Genomic DNA, 15759 nt, shown 5'->3' with positions numbered 1-15759 from the left:
CCGACGCTGCACGATCAGATCGAATCATTCTCCGATGCAAGGACATTCATGAGTTCTTTCACGTCTACCGACGTTCCACCATCTCAGTCATCGACCGATGCGCCGATGACCCACAAGCAGAAGATCGAGGCACTTGTCGGGCTCCTACTCGGCATGTTCGTCGCATTCCTGTCGTCGACGATCGTCTCGAATGCACTCCCCACCATCATCACCGAACTACACGGCACCCAGGATCAGTACACCTGGGTCGTGACGGCAACGCTGTTGGCTTCCACCGCAACAACTCCCATTTGGGGCAAGTTCTCGGATCTGGTGAGTAAGAAGCTGTTGGTCCAGCTGTCCATCACGCTGTTCACGATCGGCTCGATCCTTGCGGGCATGTCGCAATCGGTCGGCATGCTGATCGGTTTCCGCGCTGTCCAGGGACTGGGCCTCGGCGGATTGCAAGCCCTCGTGATCATCGTGATCGCGGCGATGTTCAGCCCGCGTGAGCGTGGTCGATACCAGGGACCGATCGCAGCCGTCATGTCCGTCGCGACAGTCGCCGGCCCGCTGATCGGCGGTCTGATCGTGGACACTAGTTGGCTCGGCTGGCGCTGGACGTTCTTCGTCGGCGTGCCGCTGGCAGTCATCGCATTGATCGTCGTGCAGCGTACGTTGAACCTCCCGATCGTCAAGAAGGACGTCAGCATCGACTACGTCGGTGCAACCCTCATTGCCGCCGGTGTCAGCACTCTTTTGATCTGGGTCACTTTGGCAGGTAAGAACTTCGAGTGGGCTTCTGCGATGTCGTTCTTCCTCGTCGGACTCGGCGTGGTGCTGCTCGCCGCAGCGCTGTGGGTGGAAAGCAAGGTCAAGGAACCCATCATTCCGCTCCGCCTCTTCCGAGATCGGACTACCACGCTGGCAACACTGGCAAGCATCGCCGTCGGCGTCGCAATGTTCGGCGGAGCAGTGTTCTTGGGTCAGTACTTCCAGATTGCCCGCGGCTACTCTCCCACTGCCGCAGGTCTTCTGACACTGCCCATGGTGATCGGTTCCATGCTCTCCGCCGGCCTGTCCGGGGCAATGATCACGAAGTTCGGGCGCTGGAAGGGCTTCCTGATCGCCGGTGCCGTCGCAATGTCGGCAGGCTTCTTCCTCCTCTCGACCATCGATCACGCGACGCCGATGTTCTGGGTCGGACTGTTCCTCTTCGTGCTCGGCGCCGGGATGGGCATGGTGATGCAGAATCTTGTTCTCGCAGTTCAGAACACCGTCGCGCCTAGCGATCTCGGCACCGCAAGTTCGACGGTCTCGTTCTTCCGCTCACTCGGCGGCGCGGCAGGCGTGTCCGTCCTCGGCGCAGTGCTCTCCACTCACGTTGCAGATCTGACGACCAAGGGCCTCAGCGCAATCGGGGTCGATCTGAGTGCGTCCGGAGGATCCGGCGCAGGGCTGTCGAACCTCAACGAACTACCCGAAGCGATCCAGGATGTGGTCCGCGCTGCGTACGGCGATGCCACCGCACGGGTCTTCCTCATCGCCGGAATCCTGGCTCTGTTGAGTCTGATCGCGATCGCCTTCATCAGGGAGAAGGCGCTTCGGACGGAAAGTGGTGACGAGCAACTCCTGGCGAAGATCGCCGTTCCCGGTGAGATCGATTCCGACACCGTCGATGCCGAACTTGCGCTTCTGACCGAAGGTGACGACGAGTTGCAACGACGAAAGTAGCAACCCAGAAACAGTTCCGCGTACCGTCCGGGTGATTCCGGCGGTACGCGGAACTCTATGGGCAGCTGGGTGCGTCAGGTCGCAGCGATCACGCCTGCGACCGGGATCCGGCCGAGAACTGCAACCCGGAAGTCCACCATCGCGCGTTCCACGTGATTGGCGCTCGAGACCACAACCACGCCCGTTGCTCCTCGATCGGCGAGAATCCGCGCAGAGTTGAGCGCGTTCTCCACCGTGGACCACGACGTTCCTTCTTCGGTGATCCGGCCCGGGTCGACGCCGTTGGCGACGAGCCATTCGCGCATCGCCCTGGCTTCCGTCACTCCGGCCTTCGGCGCCCCACCGCTCGTGATGATCGGAGACTGCGGGTACTGACGAGCCAGCTGCAGCGCCGCCTGAAGTCGGTCGACCAGCATCGGACGCATCGTGCCATCGTCGAAGAGGCCGGCGCCCAAGACGACGATGTTTGTACCCACCGGGTTGAGGTCGAGCAGCACGGGTGACTGGCGAGTCAGCGTCTCAGCACCCGTGCACGCAAGGATGAGAGACCGCACCGGCGTCTGGCAGCCGCCGACAGTCGACAAGATACCGTTGACGACCGTGGTCGGTGTGATGTCGGCGCTCGCTGTCGCCGGCGAAAGGCCCACGCCAGCTGCGGCGATCACCGAAGCAGCGATCAATCCCTTCGTCACAGACCTGCGAACATTTGCCATGTAGCCGAACCCCCAGATTGTCGGTTGTCCAGCACACGGTAGCGAACATTTCGCCACGGTTGCATCATTTGACTCAAATTTACTGTTCACTGACCGTCACACAGACTAAACATAAATATTGGGCAACAATTCGGGTTCGAAACCGTCATCTACCAGCATCTCGTATCGACGCGCCCGCCGCATTACCTATCTGAGCAGCAGAGTCACCGAGAAGGTTGACAACGCGGAACGGCAACAATTCGTTGTCACAGATCACGATGTTGCATCCAGGTGTTCCTGCCCCGTCCCGTCCCGGCCGAGGTGTCGAAGATCAATTCAGGGTTCGCGAAACCGACAAGCTCTGCCGGGTCTCGACGGGCGGACCACCCGAACCGTGTGTGGGTGGCCCGACATACGGCGCCTGGCCATGTCTCCCCACCCGATCGCCAGCCCTCCGGCTCGTTCACCGAGAACCACAGACGCATCACGTTTGGGAAGAGTCCGCCTCCATACCGATTGCGCGACGCGCTCCCAGCGCCATGGTGACTTGCACAAGATCCTTCGGAGACGACAGGTCAAGTCCCGTCAGGGAACTCGCCTTTCGCAGGCGGTACACCACTGTGTTCGGATGTACGTGTAGCTGCCGGGCGGTGGCGGCTCGATCGAATCCGGAGTCGATGAAAGATTCGAGCGTCTCGAGTACCGCGCTATCGGACTCCAACGGCAACAACACATCTGCGAGTATCGGCAGCGCAGCACTGAAGCGGGTCAGTTGATACTCCACTGCAAGATCCTCGAGACGGACGACCCCACTGGTGCGTCCGTACTTTCGGGCAACGTTCAGCACCTCGCGCGCCTGCGTGACGGCCGCTGGAATTGCCGTGGGCGCCGCGACGTGTACAGCGGCAACCGTCGATGCACCGATGACCTTCTCGAGATCACCCAAACGTCGACACAATGACAAATACTGCGGACTCGACGCCCAGTTTCCCTCTGCGGGTTCCGATTCCACAATGGGAATCAGTACGGCTCCGCCGCTGCTCCCGAGCACCCCGAGGGCTTTGTCACGCCCCACCTGATCGAGCTCTCGTTGCAGGTGGCGCACCTTCCTCCGCTCGGCGACGGCAGTGTCCACCTCGGTCGAGGACTCGTCGTCATTCCGCTCGACGTGCAGAGCCACCACCCAGTACAGGCGCGCCAACCTGATCCCCACCTCGTCGGAGACCCGATCCACGTCGACACCCGTCGAAAGTGCTACGAACAGGGACCTTCGCGCCGAATCCTCGTCCGTCTGGGTGGCGTGGTCGGAACCGTAGCCGGCAAGAACCGCGGACGTGGAGGCCGCGGTGTATGCATTCAGGAGTCGTCCGGTGCGGGCAAGTGCAACACCGTCTTCCGGGACCGCCCATTCGCTGATCGTCTCCCACCACAACCCTGCTGCCAGGTGATATGCGCGCAGCACCTCACTGAGCGGAACCAATTCCTGCGCCCGTTGACGAGCCGATTCGCTGATGTCGGCGAGCAACTCGGGCGCCAGATCTGCGCCCGTCCGGAGCATCGAAATGAACAGTTCCAAATTTCGCCTCACGATGGTCGTCACGTCGTTACGCAACGCCTCGTCCGGAAGCAAGCGGTAGAAGGTGACGTCGCGGTGGACCAGATCGACCGTCGCATTGACCAGCGGATGGGTGCGTTGCGCCAATCGGTCGGCTAGAGATCTGCCGCCAACCACTATCGGTTCGAACGGCAGATCTTTGTTTCCTGACACAAAACCCTCCACAGAATTGAATTGCCACCACAAGGCCGACCTGCCTTTTTCCTATCACTATGTAACCCACGCCACTCTCGAATTCACAATCAGCGGCGTACCTGGAAGTCCCACCTTCGACCAAATAGGAGCCTCGAGTGACGTGGAAAACGCACAGCGCAGCCATTCTGGCAGGCGTCGTGGCTGCCGGTTCGATCGCGGCACTCGGGACCGGTGTGTCACATGCCGAAACGCATGCCAGCCCCATCCAATACGTCGCTCTCGGCGATTCCGCGGCGGCCGGCCCGCTGGTCACAGAACAAGATTCATCGGCGCCGGGCTGCCTACGATCACTAGGCAACTACCCTTCCGTGGTGGCGCAAAGACTCGGCGCTCACCTCACGGATGTGACCTGCTCGTCGGCGCGATCCGCCAACGTCACGGACACCGCACAAACGACGTTCTCCGGTCAAGTACCGCCGCAGGAAACAGCATTGGGGCCCGATACCGACCTCGTCACCATCACAATCGGCGCCAACGACATCTCGTTGTTCCCGACAGTTCTGAGCTGCGTAAATCCTCTCCCCGAACCCACCGGAACGTCCTGCCGTGACAAGTTCACCGCAGGCGGCGTCGACCAACAGCGACAGTTGGTCGAAAATGCCTCCGCAGGTTGGAGTTCCATGCTCGAATCGGTTCGCGACCGGGCGCCCTCGGCGCGCATCGTCGTGATCGGATACGGAACATACATCGCCGCCGACGGATGCCCCGGCACCCAGCCGTTCTGGCCGCGCGACGCCGACTATCTCCAGAGTGTGATCGACTACGGCAACACGGTCATGGCAGCAACGGCGGCCCGTCACGGCGTCGAGTACATCGACATCACCGAAGCCACTGCCGGGCATGACATCTGCACTGACCCTGCCACTGCTTACTACACCGGAATCGTCCCTACCCAGCCGGCGGTTCCACTGCATCCCACTGCGGCCGGGATGCAGGCGATCGGCAAAACCGTCGCCGACGCTCTGTCCTGAGCCTCTCCCCCAACACAATTCATTCAGCACTCGCGAAAAGGGTGGAACAATCATGTCAATTCAACGAGACGCTCCGCCGCTGCCGTCCATCGACGGCGCCCCTGTCGGAACACGCGACAAACTTCTCGGCGGCACACTCGTCGCACTGTTTCTCGCAAACATGCTCAACTTCTTCGACCGGGCGATCCCCTCGGTCGTTGCCGAGCCGATCAAGAACGAGTTTTCGCTCAGCGACTTGCAATTGGGATTGATCACCTCTGCATTCACCCTCGTCTACGCAGTCGCAGGTCTGCCTCTGGGCCGGTTGGCCGACACGAAGAACCGTCCCAAGATCATCGGGATCGGACTCCTGGTGTGGAGCGGACTGACGGCAGCAACCGGTGCCGCCGGCAGCTATGTGCTGTTCATCCTCGCGCGTCTAGGCGTCGGTGTGGGCGAAGCGACCTTTACACCCGCAGCCAACTCGATGATCGGTGATATCTACCCGGCAGAACGACGCTCACGCGCACTTGGTGTCTTCATGCTCGGTTTGCCGATTGGCCTCATGCTCGCCTACTTCACCGTCGGCAAGATCGCCGAGGCATTCGACAGCTGGCGTGCACCGTTCTTCCTCGCGGCGATTCCCGGTGTCCTGCTGGCAGTCGTGCTCTACCGCATGGCAGATCCGGTTCGTGGTGGTTCCGAAAGTCCGGAGGCCCGCGCAGCCGCTGTTTCACAGGCACCGATCACCCGTCCGATCCGTCGTCTGCTCGCAATTCCCACGCTTCGTTGGCTCATCCTTGCCGGACTGACGTTCAACTTCGCCGCCTACGCAGTGAATTCGTTTGTCGTCCCGCTTCTGATGCGCCAGTACCACCTGAAACTGACTGCTGCGGCATCGGTCACCGGCATCATCGTCGGAATCACGGGCCTCATCGGATTGCTTCTCGGCGCTCGCTACGCTGACAAGGCCAGCGCACGCTCACCGCGCGCGCGGTTGATGATCGGTGTCGGAACCTCGGCATTGGCAGCACCTTTGACGGCACTGGCACTGTTGCAGCACGGCGGGAACGTCGTGATGTTCACGCTCTTGTTCTCGGCCGGGTGGTTGTTGGCCTACGGCTTCTACATCAGCGTCTACCCTGCCATTCACGACGTCGTGGTTCCCAGGCTCCGAGGCACTGCGACGGCGTTGTTCTTCGCTGCCATGTATCTTCTCGGCGGATTCTCGGGACCAGTTGCCGTGGGCGCGATTTCGGACTGGTTCGCCAAGCGTGCGCTTGCCGATGCCGGTACCGGGAAGTTGGCTCAGTACGCCGGCGACGGGTTGAACTCGGCCATGTATCTCGTGCCGATCATGTTGGCGCTCACTGCGGTATTCATCTACCTGGCCACTCGCACTGTCGGCAAGGACGCCGCGCGTATGCAAGCGGAGCTGAGCCAGGCCTGACCCAGGAGTTCACGGCGGTGGCGGGGCCCCGAGGCCCCGCCACCGCCGAGTTCAGTTGACCGTGATCGCCAGAGTTGCGAGCATGGACCGCAACATGTCCGGCAAGCGAGCGATCATTCTCTGCTCGGTTATCCGAACGGAGACGGGCGCTGCCAGCGTCGCTCGCCACAGTTCCGGTTGATTGTTCATCAGGTTGTTGTAGACCGGGAGCAGCTGACCGTTGATGTAGGTCCAACGACCGTCCCGGTCCGCCCAGTTGAAGTCCGGAAGCGGTGTTTGCACAACGGCATTGCCCACCGCGAACGAGAGCGGGTTCGACTCACGCGGCGGTACGACGCCAGGCATGGACGGTGATGCGGCGAAGGTGGTCAGGTAGGTCAACGAGCGACCGACGCTGCCGCGGTAGGCCTTCGCCTCGTCCCACTGATCACCCACCGACTGGTACTGCTCACGGCGCAGCAGACGCACATTGCCGTCGAAGACCGACTCCGGTGTCCCCGAAGCAATGTTGTCCCACGCGATACGGGCGTTCTCGTCGAGCAGCCCTGCCCGATCGAGCTCGGCGATGCCGTCGACACCGTCGTGAACCCACGCCATGTGCATGGGAATCAGATCCGAGAAGATGTGTTTGCTCATCGCAATCACTTTCCCCTGGAACCACATCACGTCCTCGGGGCGGATGTCGTGGCCGACCTGGAGCAGCGCCGCAACGTCCTCGGGTGCTCCCATCGACGTTGCGACCGGCGACCCGATGCGGTCGATCTCTCGCCACACCAGTGCCATCGCTTCGCTGATCGCTTGGACTTCCAGCACAACCCGCCCGTAGTCCAAGTCGAGGAGTCCACCGGCAAAAGCGGGCCCGACCATTCCGCCCATGCCTGCCCACTGCAGTTCATGATGCTCGAGCTGCAGTCGCTCGTAGAACTGGAAGGTGTTGGTGAGGTTTCCGAGATTCGCGTGCACACCGTCGAACGGAGTCCACGAAGCGAGATCGATACCTGCCGACTCCGTCCCGACTGCGAGCCAGTACTGCTTGAGCAGTGTCTGATAGCGGTGCGGAGCCACTCCCGATGCTCGGGCGGTATCGACCAAACTCCGCAGCGTCGCGGAATCCGACGGCAGTGAAGGATTCAGACCCCCCGCGGCTTCGGCGTTTGCGTTCACCGCTTCCAGGTCGAGGTACCTGTCGAGTTCACCAGTACCCGCGGACGCCCGGCCTCCCAGTACGACCGCACCGCCGATGCCTGCCGAAGCGACGAGAACTGTGCGCGCGAAATCCCTGCGTGTCAAAGACTTCCGCATACTCATTTCCCTTCGGCTTCGTCGAACGTCTTCGCCAGCCAGGCGATGTCCTGCATACCCAGCTGATCGGTCACCGTCTTGTACAGGTTGGTCACGTAATCGAGCGGCCCGCACTGCGACGGGAGCAGGTCCACGTCGCCGCCGTCTGCTCGATATGTCTGCGCCAATTGCTCTGCCTCACTGAAGGGAACGAGGAAGTCGTCCTCACAGGAAGAAATCAGAAGCTTCGAGGCCGGCGCCTGCTTTCCCAACGTGTTGTCCGCGTACGCCGCGGCCAGTGCCGGGATCGTTCGGGGCGCCGGGTTGGTGAGCAGGACGTCGAAGGGAACGAACGGGAGTCCGAGGTAGAGCGCCTGGCAGGACGCGCGGAATGCTGCGGCGACGTTGTGACCGATCGGAGTGAGATGATCGTCGAGCCGAACGTCGGGGTAGCCCGCGTCGAATCCGAGAATGCTCGAGAAGACGAAGCCGGAACCGATCCCACCGGCCGCCGTCTCCTCGAATGTTGCCGGGTCGATCATCATCGCCTGGATGGCGCTGGCCTGTACGTTCAGTTCCGGCGCGTAGTCATGCGCCTGTTCTGCGGCAAAGCCCGCTGCGACACCGCCGCCGGCGACACCGTAGATGCCGACAGGGGTGTCTGATTCGAGACCGGCCTCCGGAAGCGCGAGTGCTGCCCGAACGCCGTCGAGCGTTGCCTTGCCCGAGAACTGTCCGATCGAGAACGGATGGGGAGCAGTGTCGCCGTCGTTGCCGACGTCGCTCATCATCACTGCCCAGCCGTGACCGAACATCTGGGCCACCGGGCCGAGAGCCGAGAACATCGCCGGGTCGCTCTGATTGCCGCCGGTCCACTGGTGACTTGGTGCGCAGTTCGCCCCCAGGCTGTCGTTCGCTTCGGCATATCCGATGATCTTGCGATCGCCTGGCGCAGTTCCGTCCTCGGGGATCATCAGAATTCCGGTACTGATCACCTGGCGACCGAAGTGATCAGTGGTTGTGTACATGAGTTGGTGAGCCGAGACCACGTCCGGGCGGACCTGGTAGACCTGAACACTGACCTGACGCGCTTTGAGAAGAGTTCCGGGGGCGGTGCCGGGCTCGATTTCGGGCTCGTCGAACCACGGATCGTCGGACGAGAGTCCGAGTGGCGTCAATTCGGTAGAGATATCAGCGCCTTGAAGTGCCTTCACGACCAACGGGTTGAACACGTCGGCCAGGTCGACGGTCTCCTGCGCACCAGCCGGCGACCCCACCGCAAACAAGGCCACTGCCAGGGCCGATGCCGTTCCGGCGCGCCATGACCACCGTCGCCACGTCGAGTCAAACATCGTTCACAGGTTCCTTACTTTCGGGTAATGAGCACCCCTACACTCCCATTCACCTGCATTAACAGACAAGTCGGGCACCGATCCGTTGGCCGAAAACCTCGATCGGGCTTAGGCTGACGGCACCTGTCCGGCAAGTCTGGCGTGGGAGGTTTGTCTGTGAGTGCTCCGACCCGTGTATCGCGAGCTACCGGCGATTCACCTCGCGCTCGACCGCGGCCGTCCAATATCACGTGCAAAATTCTGATGGCCGTGACGGGACTGATCTTCGCCGCTTTCGTGCTCGTCCACATGATCGGAAACCTGAAGGTCTACACCGGGGCCGATCACTTCGACGACTACGCACACTGGCTTCGCACAGTCTTCGAACCGTTCCTGCCATACGAGGGACTTCTGTGGATTCTTCGCATCGTCTTGCTCGCGTCATTGGTCGCACACGTCTGGTGCGCCTGGTTGCTCACCGTCCGTGGCCGCCGAGCTCGAGGGAAGTTTCGACGTAAAAGCTTGGGAATCAAGTCCTTTACCGCGCGCACAATGCCCGTCACCGGAGCAGTGCTGCTGCTGTTCGTCATCTTCCACATACTCGACCTCACGACCGGAACCCGACCCATCGGCAGCGCCGAGTACGAAGCAGCCACGCGCACGCAGAGTTACGCATACGACAACCTGATCGCCAGCTTCGAGCGTCCACTGGTGGCGTCGTTCTACATCGTCGCGATGGCTCTGCTGGCAATGCATCTCGCGCACGGACTCTGGAGTGCGGTCAACGATCTCGGCGTGACCGGCCAACGGCTGCGCCAGATTGCCGTTGCACTCTCCGGAATCTTTGCGCTCGTCGTGATGGTCGGAAACATGTCGATCCCCATCGCGGTGATGACCGGCGTCATCTCGAAGACAGGAGCGTCATAAGTGAACAGCTTCGAACTCGACAATCTGCGCAGCATCGGGACGCCGGTGGACGGTAAGGTCCCAGCCGGCGATCCGGAGACAGCCTGGCCCACTCGCAAACTCGACTACAAGCTCGTCAGCCCGCTCAACCGGCGCAAGTTCACGGTCATCGTCGTCGGTACCGGACTCGCCGGCGCGGCCTGCGCCGCCTCACTTGGTGAACTGGGCTACCACGTCGAATCCTTCACCTTCCACGATGCACCGCGCCGTGCACACAGCGTCGCCGCGCAGGGCGGCATCAACGCCGCTCGTGCCCGAAAGGTGGACAACGACAGTCTCGCCCGCTTCGTGAAGGACACCGTCAAGGGCGGCGATTTCCGCGGCCGCGAGGCCGACTGCTTCCGACTCGCAGAGGAATCCGTACGCGTCATCGATCACATGAATGCCATCGGAGCACCGTTCGCCCGTGAGTACGGCGGCACTCTCGCCACCCGATCCTTCGGCGGCGTACAGGTGTCGCGCACGTACTACACGCGCGGGCAGACAGGCCAGCAGCTGCAGATAGCGTCGTCGCAGGCACTGCAACGTCAGATCGCAGCCGGAACGGTCAACCTCCACACCCGAACCGAGATGCTCGATCTCATCGTTTCGGACGGCCGAGCACAAGGGATAGTCACACGCGATCTCGTGACCGGTGAGATCGGCGCCACCACAGGCCATGCCGTCGTACTGGCCTCCGGTGGGTACGGCACCGTGTTCCACAAGTCCACACTTGCGAAGAACTCCAACGCCACCGCCGCATGGCGAGCGCACCGACGCGGCGCGCTGATTGCCTCACCCTCGTTCATCCAATTCCATCCGACGGCACTTCCCGTCAACTCCGAGTGGCAGTCGAAAACCATTCTGATGAGCGAATCACTACGCAACGACGGCCGGATCTGGGTACCGGCCAAGCCCGGAGACGATCGCGAACCAGGCGACATTCCCGAAAATGAGCGCGACTACTACCTCGAGCGCAAATATCCGGCGTTCGGGAACCTCTCTCCCCGCGACGTCTCTTCACGGGCCGCCCGCGAGCAAATCGACTCCGGTCACGGCGTCGGCCCTCTGAAAAACAGTGTGTACCTTGATTTCCGCGACGCATTGGCACGGCTCGGCCGCAAGACCATCGAGGAGCGGTACGGAAATCTGTTCTCGATGTATCGCGACGCGACCAGCGAAGACCCCTATACGGTGCCGATGCGCATCGCCCCCGGAGCCCACTTCACCATGGGAGGACTGTGGAACGACTACGACCAGATGACTTCCATCCCCGGCTTGTTCGTCGGTGGTGAGGCAGGGTGGGGATACCACGGGGCCAACCGCCTCGGCGCCAATTCGCTGCTTTCGGCATGCGTCGACGGCTGGTTCACCCTCCCGTACGCGATTCCGAATTATCTTGCGCCGCTACTCGGATCAGCATCTCTCGAACTTTCCGATCCCGCCGTGACGGCAACGCTCAGTGACGTGAGCGGTCGGGTGGACCTGCTGCTCTCGGTCGGCGGAACACACGGCCCCGACAGGTTTCATCGACAACTGGGCGAGATCCTCTATGCGGGTTGCGGTGTCACCCGAACGGCCGAAGGCTTGACCAAGGCCATCTCCGAAATCCGAGCATTACGAGGCGATTTCTGGTCGAACCTACGAGTCGCCGGCAGCGGAAACCAGTTCAACCAGGAGCTGGAAAGGGCCGGCAGGGTAGCCGATTTCCTCGAACTCGCCGAACTGATGTGTGTCGATGCTCTCGATCGTGACGAGTCCTGTGGAGCGCACTTTCGGGCCGAACATCAAACTCCCGACGGCGAAGCACAGCGAAACGATCAAGACTGGTGCTTCGTCTCCGCGTGGGAAACCGCCAAGGACGGCAGCCACATTCGACACGACGAGCCGTTGTCCTTCACCGCTGTTCCACTGCAGACGAGGAACTACGTATGAAAATCACCGTGGACGTGTGGCGCCAATCCGGACCGGAGTCGTCCGGTGCATTCGACACCTACCAAGTAAACGACGCGACAGTGGAGATGTCACTGCTGGAACTTCTCGACCGACTCAACGACCAACTCGTGGAGAGCGGCAACGAACCCATCGCCTTCGATTCCGACTGCCGAGAAGGGATCTGTGGGTCCTGCGGCATCACGGTCGACGACGTTCCCCATGGGCCGGTTGCGAACACTCCCACGTGCCGTCAGCACCTGCGCAGCTTCTCCGACGGTGACCGAATCAAACTGGAACCGTTCCGCTCCGCCGCTTTTCCGGTGGTCCGCGACCTCGTGGTCGATCGTTCGGCTCTCGACCGGGTCCTCGAAGCCGGTGGCTATGTATCGGTCAATGCGGGAACTGCACCGGACGCAGACAGCCAGCCGCTCTCGCATCAAAGTGCCGAAGCTGCACTGGACTTCGCCGCGTGCATCGGCTGCGGCGCTTGCGTAGCAGCCTGCCCCAACGGTGCCGCGCACCTCTTCACCGGTTCCAAACTGACCCACCTGTCCCTCGTCACGCAGGGACGCAACGAACGTGGCAAGCGGGCCCGAGCGATGTCGCACCAGATGGAGGCCGATTTCGGGCCGTGCTCGACCTACGGTGAATGCGCGGAGGTGTGTCCCGCGGAGATACCGCTGACCGCGATTGCCGCTGTCAACAAGGAATCGATGCGATTCGGATTGCGGCGCAAGGACAACTGAGCCTCACCAGGCGCCGATCAGCTTCATCCACGCGCCGCCGATGATCGTCCAGATCAGGATGATCACGACGCTCATCACGAAACCGATTCGGAACCATTCCGAGGTCTTGATGTATCCGGAACCGTAAATCACTCCGGCCGGACCGGACGCGTAGTGCGAGATACCGCCGAACAGGCTGCCGATGAAGCCGAATACCAGGGCTGAGAACAGCGGCGGTGCACCGGTTGCCACCGCCGCGCCGAGAAACACCGCGTACATCGCGACGATCTGCGCGGTGTTCGACGCAAACAGATAGTGCGCGTAGAAGTACACCAAGGTCAGGATCGCAAAAGCCCAGATCCACGGCAAACCGTCGACACTCGAGGAGACCTGGGTTCCGATCCACGAGATCACGCCGAGTTCTTCGAGATGGCTTGCCATACCGACCAGCACGGCAAAGAACACGAGCGTCTGCCACGCCCCGGTGTCGTGGACCAGGTTGTTCCACGTCAGCACCTTGGTCACCAACAGGATGCCGATTCCGACAAATGCTGTTGTAGTGGCATTGACGTTGAGCTGCGAGCCCAGGCACCAGAGCACCAGCAGCAGAACAAAGGTGGCAGCCATGATCTTCTCGTTGCGGCTGATCGGACCTGCCTTGCGCAGTTCCTCCCTGGCTTGCTCGGGCGCTTTCGGAGTCTTCAACATCGTGGGCGGGAAGATCTTCGACATCACCCACGGGATCGCGATGAGACTTGCAATTCCCGGAACCGATGCTGCCAGCGCCCATTTGCCCCACGAGATGTCGATGCCGATCTTGGCCGCCGCATCGACGGCGACGGGGTTACCCGCCATGGCGGTAATGAACATCGCGGAGGTCACGACGTTGACTTGCAGCGACGTGAGCAGCAGATATGCTCCGAGCTTCTTGCGAGAGTCCTCGGGCTCGGGATTGGAGTCCTCCAACTTGCTCAGTGAGACGATGATCGGATAGACGACGCCACCGGCGCGGGCGGTGTTCGACGGTGTCGCCGGAGCAAGTATCAAGTCCGTCAACGCCATTCCGTACGATAATCCGAGGCTCGACTTGCCGAGTTTGGTCACGAACATGAGTGCAACCCGTTTGCCGAGCCCCGTGACCAGAAAGCCCTCGGCGATGAAGAACGACGCGACGATCAGCCAGATCGTGGTGTTACTGAAGCCGGACAACGCTTCTGTCGGCGTCTCCGTCTGGGTGATCATGGCGATCGACAGGCCCACCAGCGCCACCGAACCCGTCGGCAGTGGTTGCAAAATCAACGCCACGATGGTGCCGACGAAGATTCCGAGCATGTGCATGCCCTTGGGGTCCACACCGTCCGGAACCGGCATGAAATAGATGATCAAGCCGAGGATGACGGGCACCGCAGCCGGGTAGTACCGCCTGAGCACCGATTGTTTCGACGGCTCCGTCGGCGGTGTGTTGGCCGGCGGTGTCTTTGCCGGCGGTGTCGTTCCAGCGAGAGACTCGGTGCTTTCGGATTTGGCCTCGGACATGTACATCTCCTCGACTTCTCGCCCCAGGTGATCGCCCCAGATCATTGTCCCCCAAACGTCCGGTTTTCGTGCGGTCAATCGAAGGTCGAGAGAATGCCCTCCTGCGGTATCCGATTCTCTGGATTCCGCAGGAGGGCTCATCCCGGGGCGCAGACAGCGGCCCGGGGCGCGACACATCTCCCTCATAAGGGTGCGCCAATCGATCAACAGGAGGCGCCGGCGTGCCGCAAGCTTGAATCTCGGAGAGACTCTGTTTCGGTGTTGTTTCAGCATGCCAATCGGCGCTCGTCTGCACATGGGTCGAATGGCCTGTTCAACTACCTGTTTCCGCTCAGCACCGAGTACACCGACGTTTTGTATCGGTCCGCAAAACAGGTATGTAACCGGGTAATTGAGCCGTTGTCGGCAAGCGTGTGGGACCGCGAATCTAGTCACGCCTCCGAACTGCAATCTGGAGACGAGGCCTTCGCAGTCTGTCCACCTCAATCACATTTCAGCACTGACGATTTCGTCTACCGCGATATGCAGCAGAACACTCGAGCCGCACGCCTAGCCGAGATCGCATTCCCTCAGACCGATCAAGGAAAATATCATGGGAAACCACCGGAAAAACAAACGTTCACACACCAAACGATTCGTCACGATAGCCGCAGGAGCAGGCGTTCTGACAATCGGCGGTGCAATCGTCAACACCGGCGTAGCCAGTGCGCACGACTGGTCGCAGGTGGCCATGTGCGAGAGTTCCGGCGACTGGAACATCAACACCGGCAACGGCTTCTACGGCGGACTTCAATTCACGCAGTCGACGTGGGATGCATACAAACCGGCAGGTGCACCGGCCCGCGCCGACTTGGCGTCGACAGCCGATCAAGTCGCGGCCGCGGAAGCAACCCTCTCAGCTCAAGGCATCGGCGCGTGGCCGGTATGCGGCGCTTACCTAGGTTGGGGCGGCGCTACCCCTGATTCGACCTCCCCGACTCCCTCGCCGGTAGCGTCGGCCGCGGCCGAGCCTGGCACAGCGGGCAACACGGTGACAGTCTCCGAGGGCGATACGTTGTTCAACCTTGCTGCTGCGAAAGGTGTTCGTTGGCAGGATGTTTGGGTCATGAATGCGTGGATTGCCGATCCCGACCAGATCCGTGTGGGTGATGTGATCCGATTCTGAAGCAAATCGGCCGACAAAGTAGACCCTCGAATCGAGAACGTCGGTATCGGACCGCCGACTGGTTGCGCCATCTATTGTCGGGAATGTGACGGAATCCGACGCCCACGAAGACTCGACTGAATCGACGACGGCTGATCACCCGAGAAAACGTCCACTGTGGCGTGAGATTCTCATCCTCGTTGTCGTCGCACTTGTCCTGAGTGTTGTCATCCAGAACTTCGTCGGA

Annotated in this window: 12 protein-coding genes; 7 read left to right on the top strand and 5 right to left on the bottom strand. The window is 61.5% G+C overall.

Going from position 1 to position 15759, the window contains the following annotated elements; translation table 11 throughout:
• Positions 1 to 48 precede the first annotated feature (48 nt).
• Positions 49 to 1713: a DHA2 family efflux MFS transporter permease subunit gene (locus ABX74_RS13480; protein ID WP_046379462.1), complete on the top strand. Its 1665-nt coding sequence runs from the start codon at positions 49 to 51 to the stop codon at positions 1711 to 1713.
• Between the two features lie 74 nt (positions 1714 to 1787).
• Here ABX74_RS13480 and ABX74_RS13475 read toward each other — a convergent pair whose 3' ends face one another.
• Both ABX74_RS13475 and ABX74_RS13470 read right to left on the bottom strand, forming a co-directional pair.
• Positions 1788 to 2516: a YdcF family protein gene (locus ABX74_RS13475; protein ID WP_019745734.1), complete on the bottom strand. Its 729-nt coding sequence runs from the start codon at positions 2514 to 2516 to the stop codon at positions 1788 to 1790.
• A gap of 373 nt (positions 2517 to 2889) precedes the next feature.
• On the bottom strand, positions 2890 to 4173 hold the full coding sequence (locus tag ABX74_RS13470) for a PucR family transcriptional regulator (RefSeq protein ID WP_029256487.1): 1284 nt from the start codon (positions 4171 to 4173) through the stop codon (positions 2890 to 2892).
• A 137-nt stretch (positions 4174 to 4310) separates the two neighbouring features.
• Here ABX74_RS13470 and ABX74_RS13465 point away from each other — a divergent pair, with 137 nt between their 5' ends.
• Positions 4311 to 5186, top strand: a complete 876-nt coding sequence (locus tag ABX74_RS13465; protein ID WP_053062030.1) for an SGNH/GDSL hydrolase family protein — start codon at positions 4311 to 4313, stop codon at positions 5184 to 5186.
• Positions 5187 to 5238: 52 nt separating this feature from the next.
• On the top strand, positions 5239 to 6615 hold the full coding sequence (locus ABX74_RS13460; RefSeq protein ID WP_020971108.1) for a spinster family MFS transporter: 1377 nt from the start codon (positions 5239 to 5241) through the stop codon (positions 6613 to 6615).
• Between the two features lie 51 nt (positions 6616 to 6666).
• On the opposite strand, the gene ABX74_RS13455 is transcribed toward ABX74_RS13460, so the two are convergent.
• Together ABX74_RS13455 and ABX74_RS13450 are read right to left on the bottom strand one after the other, a co-directional pair.
• Entirely contained in the window at positions 6667 to 7917 is a 1251-nt protein-coding gene (locus tag ABX74_RS13455; protein ID WP_223257904.1) for a Tat pathway signal protein, read from the bottom strand.
• A 2-nt stretch (positions 7918 to 7919) separates the two neighbouring features.
• Positions 7920 to 9248: a lipase family protein gene (locus tag ABX74_RS13450; RefSeq protein ID WP_021331733.1), complete on the bottom strand. Its 1329-nt coding sequence runs from the start codon at positions 9246 to 9248 to the stop codon at positions 7920 to 7922.
• Between the two features lie 156 nt (positions 9249 to 9404).
• Between ABX74_RS13450 and ABX74_RS13445 the strand changes: the two genes are divergently transcribed.
• The 3 genes from ABX74_RS13445 to ABX74_RS13435 are packed head-to-tail and all read left to right on the top strand — an operon-like array spanning position 9405 to position 12853.
• Positions 9405 to 10154: a succinate dehydrogenase cytochrome b subunit gene (locus ABX74_RS13445; RefSeq protein WP_031333845.1), complete on the top strand. Its 750-nt coding sequence runs from the start codon at positions 9405 to 9407 to the stop codon at positions 10152 to 10154.
• Positions 10155 to 12107, top strand: a complete 1953-nt coding sequence (locus tag ABX74_RS13440; protein WP_047888994.1) for a fumarate reductase/succinate dehydrogenase flavoprotein subunit — start codon at positions 10155 to 10157, stop codon at positions 12105 to 12107.
• Positions 12104 to 12853 carry a succinate dehydrogenase/fumarate reductase iron-sulfur subunit gene (locus ABX74_RS13435; RefSeq protein ID WP_047888993.1) on the top strand — a complete coding sequence of 250 codons (750 nt, stop codon included), beginning with the start codon at positions 12104 to 12106 and terminating at the stop codon, positions 12851 to 12853. Before ABX74_RS13440 ends, ABX74_RS13435 begins: the two co-directional genes overlap by 4 nt.
• Positions 12854 to 12856: 3 nt before the next feature.
• Here ABX74_RS13435 and ABX74_RS13430 read toward each other — a convergent pair whose 3' ends face one another.
• Positions 12857 to 14368, bottom strand: coding sequence for an anion permease (locus ABX74_RS13430; RefSeq protein ID WP_047889067.1), 1512 nt, complete (start codon positions 14366 to 14368; stop codon positions 12857 to 12859).
• Positions 14369 to 14960: 592 nt separating this feature from the next.
• Here ABX74_RS13430 and ABX74_RS30835 point away from each other — a divergent pair.
• Positions 14961 to 15533 (top strand): transglycosylase family protein, encoded by a 573-nt coding sequence (locus ABX74_RS30835; RefSeq protein ID WP_053062028.1) that lies wholly within the window; start codon positions 14961 to 14963, stop codon positions 15531 to 15533.
• Positions 15534 to 15759 lie beyond the last annotated feature (226 nt).

This window comes from Rhodococcus sp. ARP2 (assembly GCF_001029585.1).
Classification (GTDB): domain Bacteria; phylum Actinomycetota; class Actinomycetes; order Mycobacteriales; family Mycobacteriaceae; genus Rhodococcus_F; species Rhodococcus_F erythropolis.
Note: the sequence above shows the minus strand (reverse complement) of the source record. Positions and strands in the feature narration are given on the sequence as shown.

Bases quoted from the DNA above. Each gene is read 5' to 3' on its own strand.
- ABX74_RS13460 (WP_020971108.1), top strand. From the start codon at position 5,239: ATGTCAATTCAACGAGACGCTCCGCCGCTGCCGTCCATCGACGGCGCC.
- ABX74_RS13435 (WP_047888993.1), top strand. From the start codon at position 12,104: ATGAAAATCACCGTGGACGTGTGGCGCCAATCCGGACCGGAGTCGTCC.
- ABX74_RS13455 (WP_223257904.1), bottom strand. From the start codon at position 7,917: ATGCGGAAGTCTTTGACACGCAGGGATTTCGCGCGCACAGTTCTCGTC.
- ABX74_RS13430 (WP_047889067.1), bottom strand. From the start codon at position 14,368: ATGTCCGAGGCCAAATCCGAAAGCACCGAGTCTCTCGCTGGAACGACA.
- ABX74_RS30835 (WP_053062028.1), top strand. From the start codon at position 14,961: ATGGGAAACCACCGGAAAAACAAACGTTCACACACCAAACGATTCGTC.
- ABX74_RS13480 (WP_046379462.1), top strand. From the start codon at position 49: ATGAGTTCTTTCACGTCTACCGACGTTCCACCATCTCAGTCATCGACC.
- ABX74_RS13450 (WP_021331733.1), bottom strand. From the start codon at position 9,248: ATGTTTGACTCGACGTGGCGACGGTGGTCATGGCGCGCCGGAACGGCA.